This is a genomic window from Vibrio mangrovi, from assembly GCF_024346955.1.
GTDB classification, from domain to species: Bacteria; Pseudomonadota; Gammaproteobacteria; order Enterobacterales; family Vibrionaceae; genus Vibrio; species Vibrio mangrovi.
Genome location: NZ_AP024883.1, coordinates 3288528 through 3303809 on the forward strand (window position 1 = coordinate 3288528; position 15282 = coordinate 3303809).

General features: G+C 46.8%; 10 protein-coding genes and 1 pseudogene. 6 read left to right on the forward strand and 5 right to left on the reverse strand.

Annotated features, from left to right (window positions below; all coding sequences use genetic code 11):
• Positions 1 to 176 precede the first annotated feature (176 nt).
• Positions 177 to 2819 (forward strand): penicillin-binding protein 1A, encoded by a 2643-nt coding sequence (locus OCU74_RS14665; RefSeq protein ID WP_200807775.1) that lies wholly within the window; start codon positions 177 to 179, stop codon positions 2817 to 2819.
• Between the two features lie 138 nt (positions 2820 to 2957).
• On the opposite strand, the gene oxyR is transcribed toward OCU74_RS14665, so the two are convergent.
• Positions 2958 to 3851, reverse strand: coding sequence for a DNA-binding transcriptional regulator OxyR (oxyR, locus tag OCU74_RS14670; RefSeq protein WP_087482253.1), 894 nt, complete (start codon positions 3849 to 3851; stop codon positions 2958 to 2960).
• 146 nt (positions 3852 to 3997) lie between these two features.
• Here oxyR and OCU74_RS14675 point away from each other — a divergent pair, with 146 nt between their 5' ends.
• Positions 3998 to 4726, forward strand: coding sequence for a glutathione peroxidase (locus OCU74_RS14675; RefSeq protein ID WP_087482252.1), 729 nt, complete (start codon positions 3998 to 4000; stop codon positions 4724 to 4726).
• A 288-nt stretch (positions 4727 to 5014) separates the two neighbouring features.
• Positions 5015 to 5260: a DUF3624 domain-containing protein gene (locus OCU74_RS14680; RefSeq protein WP_087482251.1), complete on the forward strand. Its 246-nt coding sequence runs from the start codon at positions 5015 to 5017 to the stop codon at positions 5258 to 5260.
• A 293-nt stretch (positions 5261 to 5553) separates the two neighbouring features.
• Here OCU74_RS14680 and argH read toward each other — a convergent pair.
• The 4 genes and pseudogenes from argH to argC all read right to left on the reverse strand — a co-directional run.
• Positions 5554 to 6933 (reverse strand): annotated as a pseudogene (argH, locus tag OCU74_RS14685) (argininosuccinate lyase); the annotation flags it as partial.
• A 94-nt stretch (positions 6934 to 7027) separates the two neighbouring features.
• Positions 7028 to 8245, reverse strand: a complete 1218-nt coding sequence (locus OCU74_RS14690; RefSeq protein WP_087482249.1) for an argininosuccinate synthase — start codon at positions 8243 to 8245, stop codon at positions 7028 to 7030.
• 97 nt (positions 8246 to 8342) lie between these two features.
• Complete coding sequence (gene argB / locus OCU74_RS14695) at positions 8343 to 9137, reverse strand: acetylglutamate kinase (protein WP_087482248.1); 795 nt, start codon at positions 9135 to 9137, stop codon at positions 8343 to 8345.
• A 19-nt stretch (positions 9138 to 9156) separates the two neighbouring features.
• Complete coding sequence (gene argC, locus OCU74_RS14700) at positions 9157 to 10161, reverse strand: N-acetyl-gamma-glutamyl-phosphate reductase (protein WP_087482247.1); 1005 nt, start codon at positions 10159 to 10161, stop codon at positions 9157 to 9159.
• A gap of 169 nt (positions 10162 to 10330) precedes the next feature.
• Between argC and argE the strand changes: the two genes are divergently transcribed.
• The 3 genes from argE (at position 10331) to OCU74_RS14715 (ending at position 15229) form a co-directional block, all read left to right on the forward strand.
• On the forward strand, positions 10331 to 11470 hold the full coding sequence (argE, locus tag OCU74_RS14705) for an acetylornithine deacetylase (RefSeq protein WP_087482246.1): 1140 nt from the start codon (positions 10331 to 10333) through the stop codon (positions 11468 to 11470).
• 222 nt (positions 11471 to 11692) lie between these two features.
• On the forward strand, positions 11693 to 14326 hold the full coding sequence (gene ppc / locus OCU74_RS14710; protein ID WP_087482245.1) for a phosphoenolpyruvate carboxylase: 2634 nt from the start codon (positions 11693 to 11695) through the stop codon (positions 14324 to 14326).
• A gap of 363 nt (positions 14327 to 14689) precedes the next feature.
• Complete coding sequence (locus tag OCU74_RS14715) at positions 14690 to 15229, forward strand: PadR family transcriptional regulator (protein WP_087482244.1); 540 nt, start codon at positions 14690 to 14692, stop codon at positions 15227 to 15229.
• The last annotated feature ends 53 nt before the right edge of the window (positions 15230 to 15282 follow it).

Consider the following 15282-nt stretch of genomic DNA (forward strand, 5'->3'; position numbering starts at 1 on the left):
CTGAGACCGGACGTTTGCGACATAAACTTTTCACTGCATATATTTTTGTGTCATGTAGACTATTTTCAGTGTGCGTCTATCTTGAAATAAAGCGTTAAGCGATCAGTTTCTTAGAGAAAATAACGAAAAGCAGATCGGATGGCATGCGTCCAATCCGACCAAACAGGGATTATCCGGTGAAGTTCATAAAGCGATTATTTTTATTTTCATTGATTTGCATTGTTCTTGGGGTGAGTACAATTTTTGGATTCTACTATTATGTGAAACCAGAATTGCCAGATGTTGCAACTCTGAGAGATGTTCAGCTCCAGACACCAATGCAGGTATTCAGCCAGGATGGAAAACTGATTGCTCAATTTGGAGAAAAACGCCGCATCCCACTCAAACTGAGTGATATTCCCCCAGAGTTGATTCATGCATTTCTGGCGACAGAAGACAGCCGTTTTTATGAACATTACGGATTTGACCCGATCGGAATCACCCGTGCAGCACTTGCGGTGCTGATTTCCGGCAGTGCTTCTCAGGGAGCCAGTACCATCACCCAGCAGCTTGCCCGGAACTTTTTCCTTTCTAATGAAAAGAAAATCATGCGCAAAGTAAAAGAAATTTTTATCGCCGTGCATATTGAGCAGCTTCTGACCAAAGACGAAATTCTTGAGCTGTATCTGAATAAGATTTATCTGGGTTACCGTTCTTACGGTGTCGGTGCGGCCGCACAAGTCTACTTTGGTAAAAACGTGCAAGACCTGACCTTAAGTGAAATGGCGATGATTGCCGGGTTGCCGAAAGCACCATCGACCATGAACCCAATCTATTCACTGACACGGGCAATCAAGCGACGTAATGTTGTTCTGATGCGGATGCTGGATGAACACTACATTACTCAGGAACAATATGATACAGCGAGAGCTGAACCTCTCAAAGCCAAATACCATGTTGCCGAGATAGAAGTCAGAGCACCCTACGTCGCAGAACTCGCCCGGGCCTGGATGGTCGATCACTATGGAGAAGACGCCTATACCTCAGGTATGAGGGTCACAACAACAATTCGATCCGACCTGCAAGAAGCCGCCAATGAGGCCGCGATTAACAACCTGATCGCCTATGATGAGCGTCATGGCTACCGGGGAGCAGAAAAAGTTTTATGGAAAGAAGGCCAGCCAGATTTCACTCAGGACGAAATGGCTGAATACCTGAAGGAACAGCCGATCTATGGTGAAATGTATCCGGCGATTGTCATGGATGTTACCCAGCAGTCAGCCACCGTATGGGTCAAAGATCAGGGGATACAGATTATTTCCTGGGATGGTATGAAGTGGGCCCGCAGATTTATCACCGATGACCGCCAGGGAGACGCTCCGACAAATGCACATGAGATTATGGCCGCCGGAGAACAGATATGGGTCAGACAACTGACTCAGGAAGGTCAGGAGCAACCTATCTGGCACCTCAGTCAGGTTCCGAACGCTAACACAGCTTTTGTTGCGATGAATCCCGAAAATGGTGCAGTTCTGGCTATGGTTGGTGGTTTTAACTTTATCCATAACAAATTCAACCGGGTGACCCAATCGATTCGTCAGGTTGGTTCCGGTATTAAACCATTTATCTATTCATCGGCCATTGATGATGGCATGACTCTGGCGTCGCTGGTCAATGATGCCCCTATCAACAAATGGGATCAGAGTCAGGGCACGGCATGGCGTCCGAAAAACTCGCCACCGACTTATGGAGGGCCGACACGTTTGCGAATCGGTCTGGCACAATCGAAAAACGTCATGGCAATCCGGGTTCTCAGAGAAGTTGGTCTGGAAAGGGTCAGACACTATCTGACCCGGTTCGGTTTTGATCCGGATAACCTGCCTCATTCGGAAACCATTGCTCTTGGAGCTGGCAGTCTGAGCCCGTTGAAACTGGTACAGGGATATTCGGTATTCGCTAACGGCGGTTATAGTGTCGATGCGTATTACATCGATCGGGTCGAAGATCCTTTCGGCAGTCTGGAATTTCAGGCTGAGCCGAAAATTGTCTGCCACTCTCAGTGTGCCGGACAGAACAGCAGTGCTCTCAACACCCCGGATAGCGACACCAGCGAATACGCCGCTAATGGTCCATCAGACACTACTCAGTCAAATGCTTCAGAACAGGCTGTGGATGACCAGAGAATGAATGGAAACACGCTTAGTGAAGGTACTGACGGACATCGGTTTAACGAAAATGATTTCAATGAACATCCCGCAACAGAGCAGTATGCTCCACAGGTTATTTCGGAACAGAATGCGTTTCTGGTCAGGGAAATGATGTATAGCAACATCTGGGGTGGAGGAAACTGGCGTGAAGGTACCGGATGGAATGGCACCGGATGGCGGGCACAGAAACTCAAACGCCGGGATATCGGCGGTAAAACCGGTACAACCAACGATTCGAAAGATGCCTGGTACAACGGCTTTGCTCCGGGAATTGTTGCAACGGCCTGGGTTGGATTTGATGATCATAACCGGGATTTAGGTCGTACAACCAATAATCCGAATCTGGACGATGTACCGATTAGCGGCGGGGAATCAGGTGCGAAAACGGCTCAGCCAGCCTGGATCGACTTTATGAGTCATGCGCTGAACGATGTTCCGCAACATGATAAAGTGATCCCTGAACATATTGTTCAGGCAAGGATTGATCGGGATTCCGGGCTGCTGACCACCAAAACAGACGGCAGTGCGATGTTCGAATACTTTATTCAGGGAACGGAACCGAAAGAGTATGTCCAGGATACGGTGACTAATAGTCTGTATACTTCACCCAACGGTGGCGAAGAGCTGTTCTGATTCAAGTCAGCATGTTCTGTTCACAAAGAAAAGCGGAGATAACAACTCCGCTTTTTTCATACTTTATATTTAGCTTCAATCTTTATATTTAGCTTCAATGACGCAAAGAGCCTGTCGTTCAGCAGACTCCCAGTCGATCTAGTCCAGCGAATCTAACCGTTGGCGAATCACTGTCGCCAGTTGCTCAAACCGCTGTCTGAGCGGTGAACCCGGCCGGTAAACAAGAGCAAGAGTCCGGCTTGGGACCGGATTCACCGCTTTCAGATAGCAGACACCATCTTTTTCCCGGCAATCGGGTAAAGAGAGTTCAGGCAGTAATGTTATCCCCGCACCAGCAGCAACCATATTGCGTAATGTTTCCAGACTGGTTGCCTTAAAGCGTTCATCATCTTTGGCTCCAGCGGCGAAACAGAAACCCAGCGCCTGATCCCGTAAGCAGTGACCGTCTCCCAGCATCAGCACTGTTTTTCCCTTGAGCTTAGACATATCCAGTTGCTCATTTTTAGCCCATGGATGATCAGCAGGTACAGCAAGGCTCATCGGCTCATTGTAGATTTCTATTTCTTTAAATGGCTTGGTTTCCTCTACGGATGCCAGAACCAGACAATCCAGTTTGCCCTCTTCCAGCTGACGGACCAATTGACTGGTCTGTGCTTCATGCAGATACAGTTCCAGATCGGGGAAATGGGTTTTCAGTGCAGGAACAATACGTGGCAACAGATAAGGACCGACAGTCGGAATAAAACCGATATGCATGGGACCACTCATATCTTCTCCCTGTCCGCTTGCCATATCTTTGAATGTTTTGATCTCTTTCAGGATATGTTTTGCCTGTTCGACTAACTGCAATCCGGCATCTGTAAATAATACCCGCCGACTGCTTCGTTCCAGTAACACTGTTCCCAGTTCATCTTCCAGCTTACGGATTTGCCCACTCAATGTCGGCTGACTGACAAAGCACGCTTCGGCAGCTTTACGAAAATGCCGGTGTTCCGCCAGAGATACCAAATATTCAAAATCACGGATATTCATTACATTTCCTAATAGAGTACATCTATCAAAACCATAGCATTAAACGATTAGAACTATCAAAGATTTTTTTGAATAATAGACTCATCAAAACAAAACAAGTGCCTGACACTTGACTATAACTCCCGAAAAAGAAAAGGACACACATTATGTTTGCATCAAAAAAAGGCCAGCAGGTTCCACAAGTCACCTTCCCGACACGTCAGGGAGATCAGTGGGTTAATGTCACGACCGACGAATTATTCAAAGATAAAACGGTTATCGTGTTTAGTCTTCCCGGTGCATTTACCCCCACATGTTCATCAAGCCATTTGCCCCGCTACAATGAGCTGTTCCCAGTCTTTCAGGAACATGGTGTCGATGACATCCTGTGTGTATCCGTCAACGATACGTTCGTCATGAATGCATGGAAAAACGATCAAGAAGCAGAAAATATTACTTTCATCCCGGACGGTAATGGTGAATTTACCGCAGGTATGGGAATGCTGGTTGATAAAAATGATCTGGGTTTTGGTCAACGCTCATGGCGTTACAGCATGCTGGTGAAAAATGGCATTGTTGAAGAAATGTTCATTGAACCCAATGAACCGGGCGACCCGTTCAAAGTTTCCGATGCCGATACCATGCTGAAATATATCTCACCGGGATATCAGATTCAGGAATCAATCACTGTCTTTACCAAACCCGGTTGTCCATTCTGTGCCAAAGCGAAACAGACACTGATTGACCGTGGTCTGCAATACGAAGAAGTTGTGTTAGGTAAAGATGCAACTACCGTGAGCCTGCGTGCTATTACCGGCCGTTCAACTGTGCCTCAGATTTATATCGGTGGAAAACATATTGGTGGCAGCGAAGAACTGGATATTCACTTCAGCTAATCACTTATAAAACAGAAATTTAAGTCTCCGGAAATCCGGAGGCTTCAAACAATTCAGTCTGCCTGAATTTCAGTATCTACTGTCCCCTGCTTCGGGAGTTGAGTCAGTGTTACCGTCCATCACATTGACTCTGTTTCGGTGAGTTTCTGCCTTCCGCTTGGCAGCGGCTTATTTATCCGGCCCTGGTTCTCTTTCCACCCTAGAAAAAGAACCAGGGAATTTTTTCTTGATTCCACCAACAGCCTCACCTACGCTTCCACTTCTTTAATCGATCAATAAACAAAACTAATGGCTTGCAAAGATTGTGAACAGGGCTGGTTCTGGAAAAAAATCGGTCGCTGTCAGCGCTGTATCCGCCAACTGACTGTTCTTTGTGTTTTGTTCTGGTGCGGGTGGATTTTCTGGGGATATCATCATGCCAAAACGGTAGAGGGTGTTGCACTGCTCTGTTTTGGTGTTGCATTTCACCTGTTACTAGGGCTTCACCTGTGGATGAAGTTTATTGTCCTGCCATTGAGAAAAGAGCATCACTGAATCCGGTATCTTGATGTCACCTGGGGGATCTCATGTTTCTTTTCCAAAAAGAAAAAGCCCCAAGACCAAATTCAGTCTCGGGGCCTCTTAGATTCATCTAAGAAAAAGCAGTGGTATTTTTATAGACCCTGCCTTTTTCAATTGGTTCAAAAAAAATCGATCTTTTTTTGATCATTTTTTCTGGCTTTAAAGCCGCTTTACTTTCAACACATTACACATAAAACGTCTTTGCAGCACAGCCGTAAAGCAACAAAAGACTCAATACAACTGCAACTTCGGCAAAGAATATATTAGTCTTTGTTATCCAGACGCTGCTGTGCCTGTTCAACTGCATGAGACACCTGAGCCGGTGAAACTCCGCCCAGAGCACAACGTTGTTTAAGGCACGACTCAATCGTCAGAACTTCATACACATCTTCGTCAATGACTGCGGAAAATTCGCGCAATTCATCAAGCGACAGCTCTTCCAGAGCACAGCCTTTTGCAATAGCGCCGACAACTGCAACACCAACAATATGGTGCGCTTCACGGAATGGAATTCCTTTAGCAACCAGATAATCGGCCAGTTCGGTCGCGTTCGCATACCCTTGTTTTGCCGCTTCCAGAGTCCGCTCACCATTAATTTGAATGCCTTCAAAGCAAAGTGCAGTCATCTCGATACAGTCATACCAGGTATCCAACGCATCAAACAGACCTTCTTTGTCTTCCTGCATATCTTTGTTATATGCCAGAGGCAATGCTTTCACAGTCATCATCATTCCGGCCAGAGCACCATAAACCCGGCCGGTTTTGCCCCGGATCAGCTCCAGAGCATCCGGGTTTTTCTTCTGTGGCATCAGAGAAGAGCCGGACGTCACGGTGTCGGCCAGTTCGATAAATCCGGCTTCACCTGAGTTATAGAAGATAAGATCTTCCGCCAGACGAGACAAATGCAGCATAGAGATCGATGCGACAGACATCAGCTCCATGACATGATCCCGATCGGAAACTGAATCCAGCGAGTTCCGGGTTGCACGACCGAAATCCAGAGACTGAGCCAGTTGTTCACGATCAATCGGATAAGCCGTTCCAGCCAAAGCTCCGGAGCCTAATGGACAGGTATTCAAACGCTGCAAAGCGTCTTTCAGGCGCGATTCATCCCGCTCGAACATTTCCAGATAAGCCAGACACCAGTGTGCAAATGTGACTGGCTGAGCACGTTGCAGATGCGTATATCCCGGCAGGACCGTCGCCTGATTTTCCCGTGCGACATCGACCATTTTATTCTGCAAACGCAACAACGCATCAAGCAGGAGTTCGCCCTGAGCCCGGCACCAGAGTTTTAAATCTGTCGCAACCTGATCATTTCTCGAACGTCCGGTATGCAGCTTTTTCCCCAAGTCGCCAACACGATTGATCAACTGCTGTTCAACCCATGAGTGGATATCTTCAGCATCTGAACTTAAGATCTGTTCCGGATCAGCAACCACTGATTCTTTAAGTTCGTTCAGTGCCGCTTCCAGATTCTGCTGTTCTTCTTTTGTCAGAACATTGACCGATAGCAATGCTTTCGACCAGGCAATCGACCCAACGATATCCTGTTCGGCCAGACGGTAGTCAAAACGAAGAGAATCGTTAAAGTCTTTAAATCTTGTATCTGCTGCCTGAGTAAACCGACCACCCCATAATGCCATTGTATCTCTCCTGCCATTTACATCTTTATCAAAGAGAAAAGGGATCCGGACCAAAGCCCGGATCCTCATCTTTATTGCACGCCAACGTTGCTAGTTATTTTTGATTCGCTTTATTCAACGATCTGATGCGACTTGACAGAGAGTATAGACGGATAAAGCCGCCAGCATGGCTCTGATCATAAACATCATCAGCACCAAACGTTGCAAACTCTTCTGAATACAGACTGTTCGGAGAACGTTTCTGAATCGCGGTTGCGTGACCTTTGTAAAGCTCGATCACCACTTCGCCGTTCACATCTTTTGCCAGAGATTCTGCGGCAGCAAAGACCGACTCACGCAATGGAGTAAACCAGCGGCCATCATAAATCAGATGTGATGCTTTGATACCGATCTCTTCACGGAATTCAAACGCAGTTTTGTCCAGAACCAGTTGCTCTACAGCACGCAGAGCTTCCATCATAATGGTGCCTCCCGGAGTTTCATAACAACCGCGGGATTTCATACCAACCAGACGGTTTTCGACGATATCGATCCGGCCAACACCATGTTTCACCCCTTTCTCGTTCAGGCAAATCAGAACTTCATAAGGAGACATCGCCTGACCATCAACCGCTACAACTTCGCCGTTTTCAATCTTCAGCGTAACGGTTTCAGCTTCATCAGGTGCTTTCTTCGGATCAACGGTCCATGCCCAGCAATCATCATTCGGAGCATTCCAGGTACTTTCCAGTACACCGCCTTCAGTAGAGATATGCCATGCATTTGCGTCACGAGAATAGATTTTTGTCAGGGATGCAGCACAAGGAATGTTACGCTCGGCCAGATAATCCAGACACTCTTCACGGCTTTCCAGATCCCATTCACGCCATGGCGCAATCACATGCAGATCCGGAGCCAGTGCAGAGAAAGCACCTTCAAAACGAACCTGATCATTCCCTTTCCCGGTACAACCGTGTGCCAGAGCATCAGCGCCGACTTTACGGGCAACTTCAACCTGTGCTTTGGCAATCACCGGACGGGCCATTGATGTACCCAGCAGGTACTTCCCTTCATAGTAAGCACCGGTTTTCAGGCTTGGGTAAATATAGTCGGCAACAAATTCGTCTTTCAGATCAACCACGTGGCATTCAGAAGCACCGGAAGCAATTGCTTTCTCTTCAATACCAACCAGTTCATCTGCGCCCTGACCAACATCGGCAACAAATGCGACAACTTCACAGCCATAGTTTTCTTTCAACCATGGAATAATCACTGACGTATCCAGACCGCCAGAGTATGCAACAACAACTTTGTTTACTTGAACCTTACTCATTTTCTATTCTCCAATGTCCCGGCTCTGCGGTCAGCGCCAAGAATTTTCTCTACTTAAGCAAAAAATCTATTGAAACAAAACAGTCTGTTAAATGAAACTATTTTGTTGTGGGATAAAAACCTGTTCCGATACTGTGTTCATCCCCGGCAAATACATGAGCCAGAAGTTCCGGCGTTCTCCAGCCAGCCACAATGATTGCCCGACCTAAATCATCTGCCGCTTCCAGCGCTGCTTTGACTTTAACAATCATGCCATCGGTAATCACGCCATCAGCAATCAGTTGATTTGCCTTTTCTTCGTTCAGTTCAGGAATCAACTGCTTGTTCTCATCCAGAACACCACTGACATCGGAAAGCAGTACTAACTCAGCATTCAGTGTCTTAGCGACAGCCACTGCGGCATCATCCGCATTCACATTCATCATCTGTCCGTCATCGGTCAGACCAATGGAACTGATGATCGGAAGACCACCAGCCTGCATAATCGCATTCACTACAGTCGGATCTCCTGCTGACGGGCGGCCGACAGCCCCCAGCTCAGGATCCAGCTCTTCAACATGACAGAGACCGGCATCCCCTAAACATAGTCCGACCGCTTTCAAACCGTTTTTGATCCCTTCTCCTTGCAACAGCTTATTTGCTGTGCCCGCCAGAGCTCCGGCAATGAAAGGAATCTGATCATAAGGTGTCACCCGAAGACCATGCTTCTTGACGGTATCAAACTGAAGTTTGCTCATCAGTTCATCTACAAGGTATCCGCCACCATGAACAATCGCAATCGGACGACTCGACTGATACTGCGCAATTGTCTGAAAAAGCGTTGCCAGTGTTTCAGTACTGCTGAGTACCGCACCGCCAAGTTTAATCACAACCGGATGAGAAGACTGTTCCATTATATGCCTCAAAAATGTCTTAGATTAAAGCGGTCAGCTCTGGGTAGCCATAATGAATATTCAGGCACTGCATGGCCTGACTGGAAGCGCCTTTCAGTAAATTATCGATTGCCGAAACAACGATAACGTGCTCACCCTGAACCTTCCAGCCAATATCACAAAACGGTGTATGAACGACATTTTGCAAACGGGGAAGCTCCTCTCCGGATAAACGGACCGCCGGTTTTCCGTGATATGCCTGAGTAAATGCTTCCGTGACTTCAGTTGCTGTCACACCCGGTTTCAGCTTCATAGTGATTGTCGCCAGAATGCCACGCTTAAAATTCCCCAGATGCGGTGTAAAAATAACATCGCATCCCAGATGAGCTACGATTTCAGGCTGATGCCGGTGAGTGAATACGCCATAAGCCTGCAAACTGACTTCACAAAAACTATTGGTCATCGTTGCTTTTCTGCCGGCACCGGAGACACCACTGGTTGCATTAATCACCGGCCACTGCTGAGTGTCAATCAAATCAGAAACCAGCAGCGGTTTAATTCCTAACTGAGCAGCCGTCGTATAACATCCGGCCACAGCAATCAGTTGGCTGGACTGTATCGCTTCCCCATTCCATTCCGCCAGACCATATACAGCCTGATCCAGATAGTTCTGGTGCTGATGCTCAAAACCATAAAAATCGGTATAAAATGATGGGCTGTTCACACGGTATGCGCCTGACAAATCAAAAACCTGGCACTGATGTGCTAAAAAAACAGGGGCAAGGTCATGACTGACTTCATGTGCAGTCGCCAGAAAGATGACATCGGATTCCCGGGCAACCTGCTCCGGATCAACCAACGGCTGAACCGGCATGTCAATGAGACCAGCCAGTTGTCCGTGCAACTGAGCAATAGACTTTCCTGCATCAACACTATTGGCGGAAACATACAAACCTGATAGCGTAAGTTCTGGATGTTTATGCACCATCAGGGCAAGTTCTGCACCTGTGTAGCCACTGGCTCCGATAATGGTTGTTTTTAACATATCCCTGCACCCGATTTTTTGGCTATATTTTTTGATTAAGTATTAGACGAAAAATTGATTATTAATATTCATTTTTTCGTCTGTTTGTGGTTTTTTATTCAAAAAAAATGATTTAATATGCTTTTTACCTTCTCAGCCTAACTCTGTCAATAGCAGGAGCAAAGATTCTATGCAATTCCCTAAATTTAAGGAGGTTTATCAAGACCTCATTTCAACCTCTTCCATCAGCTCGACAGAACCTAGCTGGGATGAAGGAAATGAAGCCGTGATAGCCAAACTTTCAGACTGGCTGACTTCATTAGGTTTCACGGTTCAGATCGATACCGTTGCTCCCGGAAAACACAACCTGATCGCAAAAAAAGGAGAAGGTGAAGGCGGCCTGCTTCTCTCCGGCCACAGCGATACTGTCCCTTTCGATGAAGGCCAGTGGAACTTCAATCCGCATGCTCTGACTGAATCCAATCAGCGTTTTTACGGTCTGGGAACGGCTGACATGAAGGGATTCTTTGCTTTCATTATAGAGGCAATCAAAAAAGTCGACTGGCAGAAACAGAGTAAACCACTTTACGTGCTTGCGACCTGTGATGAAGAAACTACCATGATCGGAGCCCGCCACTTTACCGAGAACTCTCCGTTTAAGCCTGACTACTGTATTATCGGCGAGCCGACGAGCCTCATTCCGGTCTATGCCCATAAAGGCCATGTTGCCAATGCAATCCGGGTGACCGGGAAATCAGGACATTCATCCAATCCGGCACTAGGTGTTAATGCAATTGAAATCATGCATGAGGTTCTGTTTACCCTGATGCAGGTTCGTGAACGACTAATCAAAACTTATCGCCATCCGGGATTTGAAGTCCCGACACCAACGCTCAATCTGGGACATATTCATGGCGGAGACAGCGCCAACCGGATCTGTGGCTGCTGTGAGCTACACTATGATGTAAGGCCGCTCCCGGGCATGAGCCTCGAAGGTCTGGATCAACTGTTGCGGGAGTCGCTTCAGGAACTGGAAGCCAAATGGCCGGGGCGTATTGAAATGAAGCCATTACATGATTCCGTTCCGGGATATGAGTGCCAAAAAGATCATCCGTTTGTCGAACAGATTCACCAGCTCAGCGGGCGCGAAGCAGAAACTGTCAATTATTGTACAGAAGCACCTTACCTGCAGCAGCTCTGTCCGACACTGGTTATGGGGCCAGGCTCAATTGATCAGGCGCATCAGCCGGATGAGTTTCTCGCTTTCGAGTATATCGATCCAACCATTGATCTACTCACCAAAGCCATTTATAAATACTGTTTTATATAACTTTGAAGCACATGAATGGCTTGGGACAGGATTGACTACGCAAGCCATTCTGAAAGAAACTTTCATAAAATCACTCTAAAATTCCAGTTATTATTTAATCTATTCGTATAGACAACAAACAGAATATTGTTAATCTATATCAGGCTTAACCGGATAAAATCCGTGACATAGCCAAATCTAACAAAAACATTGGATGTAGTTTTTTTTCAAGGCAGGACGACAATGAACGAAAAATATGCAGCGCTCAAGAGTAACGTAAGCATGCTCGGAAGATTGCTCGGTAAGACAATCCTCGATGCAGATGGCAGCGTTATTTTAGAGAAGGTAGAAACGATTCGGAAACTATCTAAATCCCTTAAAGACGGCAATCAGTCGGATCGGGATGCTCTCGTCGAGGAGATCAAAAATCTCTCCGATGATCAGATTACTCCGGTAGCCAGAGCTTTTAACCAGTTTCTTAACTTAACCAACATTGCCGAGCAGTATCACACGATCTCTCGTCATTGTGATGCGCATATTTGTACCCCTGATGCAATTAATGAGCTGTTTGACAAACTCACACAAAACAAAGTCAGCCGTCTCGATACCGCTCAGGCAATTCGTGATTTAAATATCGAACTGGTTCTGACAGCCCACCCGACAGAAATTACCCGTCGGACAATGATCAACAAACTGGTGAAAATCAATCAGTGTCTGTCCAGCCTGGAACTCAGCGAGCTGGCTCCTAAAGAAAGACACAAAGCAGAACGCCGTCTTGAACAGCTGATCGCTCAGTTCTGGCACTCAGATGTCATTCGTAAACAACGTCCAACTCCGATGGATGAAGCAAAGTGGGGCTTTGCTGTTGTTGAAAATTCACTCTGGGAAGCCGTTCCTGAATTTCTGCGTGATTTCGACGAGCGTCTGAAAAACTATCTGGGTGAAGGACTGCCGATCGATGCCCGTCCGGTGCACTTCTCTTCCTGGATGGGCGGCGACCGGGACGGAAACCCATTTGTCACTCACAAAATCACTCGTGAAGTACTATTGCTTTCCCGCTGGAAAGCAGCCGATTTATATCTGCGTGATATCAATGAACTCATCAGCGAACTGTCCATGACGAAATGTAATGAGCAGGTTCGTAGCCTTGCCGGTGAAGATGAGCACGAACCCTATCGTGCAATTCTGAAAGATATTCGCCAGTTACTGACTGAAACCATCGATATTCTCGGTGAGAAAATCCAGGGCCAGCAACTCTTAGTGAAAGCCCCGCTGAAAGATATCAGTCAGCTTTGGGAACCACTTTATGCCTGCTATCAGTCACTGCATGAATGTGGCATGGGCTCAATCGCTGATGGTTCACTGCTTGATACACTGCGCCGTATCAAAGCTTTTGGTGTCCATCTGGTTCGTCTGGATATCCGTCAGGAAAGTACCCGCCATTCCGATGTTTTGTCTGAGCTGACCCGTTATCTGGGACTGGGAGACTACGACCAGTGGAGCGAACAGGATAAAATCGCATTTCTGACTAATGAGTTAAGCTCTAAACGTCCGTTGATTCCACGCGACTGGGCACCTTCGGAAGCAGTTCAGGAAGTACTGGATACTTGCCGGATTATTGCTGCCAACCCGAAAGATGCATTTGGCGCTTATGTCATTTCTATGGCCAGAACAGCTTCTGATGTACTGGCGGTTCACTTACTGCTTCAGGAAGCAGGATGCCCTTACCGCATGGATGTCTGCCCGTTATTCGAAACACTGGACGACCTGAACCGCTCCGAGTCGGTGATGCGCCAGTTAATGGGAATCGATATCTATCGCGGCTTTATCCAGAATCATCAGATGATCATGATCGGCTACTCAGATTCGGCAAAAGATGCCGGTGTTATGGCGGCTGGCTGGGCACAGTATAGTGCGATGGAATCATTGGTTCAGGTGAGCGAAGACGAAGGATTTGAGCTCACGTTGTTCCACGGTCGTGGCGGAACATTAGGACGCGGCGGTGCTCCGGCACATGCTGCGTTGCTATCGCAACCCCCGAAAAGTCTGAAAGGCGGACTGCGGGTTACCGAACAAGGCGAAATGATTCGCTTCAAGCTTGGTCTGCCTGAGGTCGCTATCAATAGCTTCAACCTTTACGCCAGTGCAATCCTGGAGGCAAATCTGCTGCCACCACCGGAGCCAAAGCAGGAATGGCGGGATTTGATGGAAGTCTTATCAGAAGTATCATGTGAAGCTTACCGTAAAGTTGTCCGGGGCGAACCCGATTTCGTGCCTTATTTCCGTCAGGCAACTCCGGAGCTGGAACTGGGTAAACTTCCTCTGGGTTCCCGTCCGGCAAAACGCAACCCGAATGGCGGAGTGGAAAGTTTACGGGCAATCCCATGGATTTTCTCATGGAGTCAGAACCGTCTTGTTCTTCCGGCCTGGCTCGGAGCCGGAGAAGCCATCCAGTATTCTATCGATAAAGGTCATCAGGCTCTGCTGGAAGAGATGTGTCGTGAATGGCCGTTCTTCTCTACTCGTCTGGGTATGCTGGAAATGGTGTATTCAAAATGTAATCTGGAAATTGCCCAGTATTATGATGAACGGCTTGTTGATGAACCGTTGAGAAAACTGGGACAGAAATTGCGGAGCCAACTCCAGCAGGACATTCAGACCGTACTGAATGTGGAGAACAACGAAAACCTGATGCAAAGCGATCCGTGGGGACAGGAATCCATCCGTCTGAGAAACATTTATGTGGAACCACTAAATATGCTACAGGCCGAATTACTGTACCGGACTCGTCAATATGAAGAATCACCGGCAGAGCTTGAAGAGGCATTAATGGTGACAATTGCGGGAATAGCAGCAGGTATGCGTAATACCGGTTAAAGCGGCAGAATATTAATCTAAAATAGAATCAAAAGGTCGCAATGTTGCGGCCTTTTATTCTGACAAATTTGTTAATTGAGAATTTTATCAGTTTTTTGCATTTTTCCACACCTTTATTCTACTCCTTGCTTATTATTTAGATATACTACTCAACCGCTGCAACATTCTCACAAAATAACGAAGTTGCAGTCAGTAAGTTGCATTAACTTACTATAATAACACTTAGGTGATGAACGGCTTTTAAGGTGACATATCCGGCAACTATTTTTAGGCCGGTAGTGTTTGGATGATTTTAAGATTGAGCCAAAGAAAGCTCGGCAATATCCAGACCCATTGTGTTTATTAACCATTTGGATTGAAGACATGTCATTACCACACGTTATTCTTACTGTTTTAAGTACACGCGACGCTACGGGATACGATATTACAAAAGAGTTCTCTTCAAGCATCGGTTACTTTTGGAAAGCAAGTCACCAACAAGTTTATCGCGAATTGAATAAAATGGGGCAGCAAGGTCTTGTGACCTGTGTGCTGGAACCTCAGGAAGGCAAACCAGACCGTAAAGTCTATTCGATTACGGATTCGGGACGCCAGGCTCTGAGTGAATGGTTTGACCAACCAACAGCCCATCCAACTGTTCGTGATGAATTCAGTGCAAAACTGATGGCTTGTTCTGTTCAGGCAGCGAAACCTTACCGTGATCAACTGGTTGAGCTAATTGAGGAGTCGAAAAAGTTTGTTGCGCATTATCAGGAAGTCGAAGCTGCTTATTATGCAAATCCGGCCTCTTTAGATAAGCAACAGAAACTGGAACGTTTAACACTTCGCCGTAACCTTCTGGCTCGTCAGGCATGGCTTGACTGGGCAGAAGAAACACTGGAAACATTAAACGATATCGTTTAATTGACAGTGACAAGGGATGCCAATGGCATCCCTTGTTGGTTTCTACGTCAGAT

Bases quoted from the DNA above. Each gene is read 5' to 3' on its own strand.
- argB (WP_087482248.1), bottom strand. From the start codon at position 9,137: ATGGAACAGTCTTCTCATCCGGTTGTGATTAAACTTGGCGGTGCGGTA.
- OCU74_RS14715 (WP_087482244.1), top strand. From the start codon at position 14,690: ATGTCATTACCACACGTTATTCTTACTGTTTTAAGTACACGCGACGCT.
- argE (WP_087482246.1), top strand. From the start codon at position 10,331: ATGCAATTCCCTAAATTTAAGGAGGTTTATCAAGACCTCATTTCAACC.
- OCU74_RS14680 (WP_087482251.1), top strand. From the start codon at position 5,015: ATGGCTTGCAAAGATTGTGAACAGGGCTGGTTCTGGAAAAAAATCGGT.
- oxyR (WP_087482253.1), bottom strand. From the start codon at position 3,851: ATGAATATCCGTGATTTTGAATATTTGGTATCTCTGGCGGAACACCGG.
- OCU74_RS14690 (WP_087482249.1), bottom strand. From the start codon at position 8,245: ATGAGTAAGGTTCAAGTAAACAAAGTTGTTGTTGCATACTCTGGCGGT.
- ppc (WP_087482245.1), top strand. From the start codon at position 11,693: ATGAACGAAAAATATGCAGCGCTCAAGAGTAACGTAAGCATGCTCGGA.
- argC (WP_087482247.1), bottom strand. From the start codon at position 10,161: ATGTTAAAAACAACCATTATCGGAGCCAGTGGCTACACAGGTGCAGAA.
- OCU74_RS14675 (WP_087482252.1), top strand. From the start codon at position 3,998: ATGTTTGCATCAAAAAAAGGCCAGCAGGTTCCACAAGTCACCTTCCCG.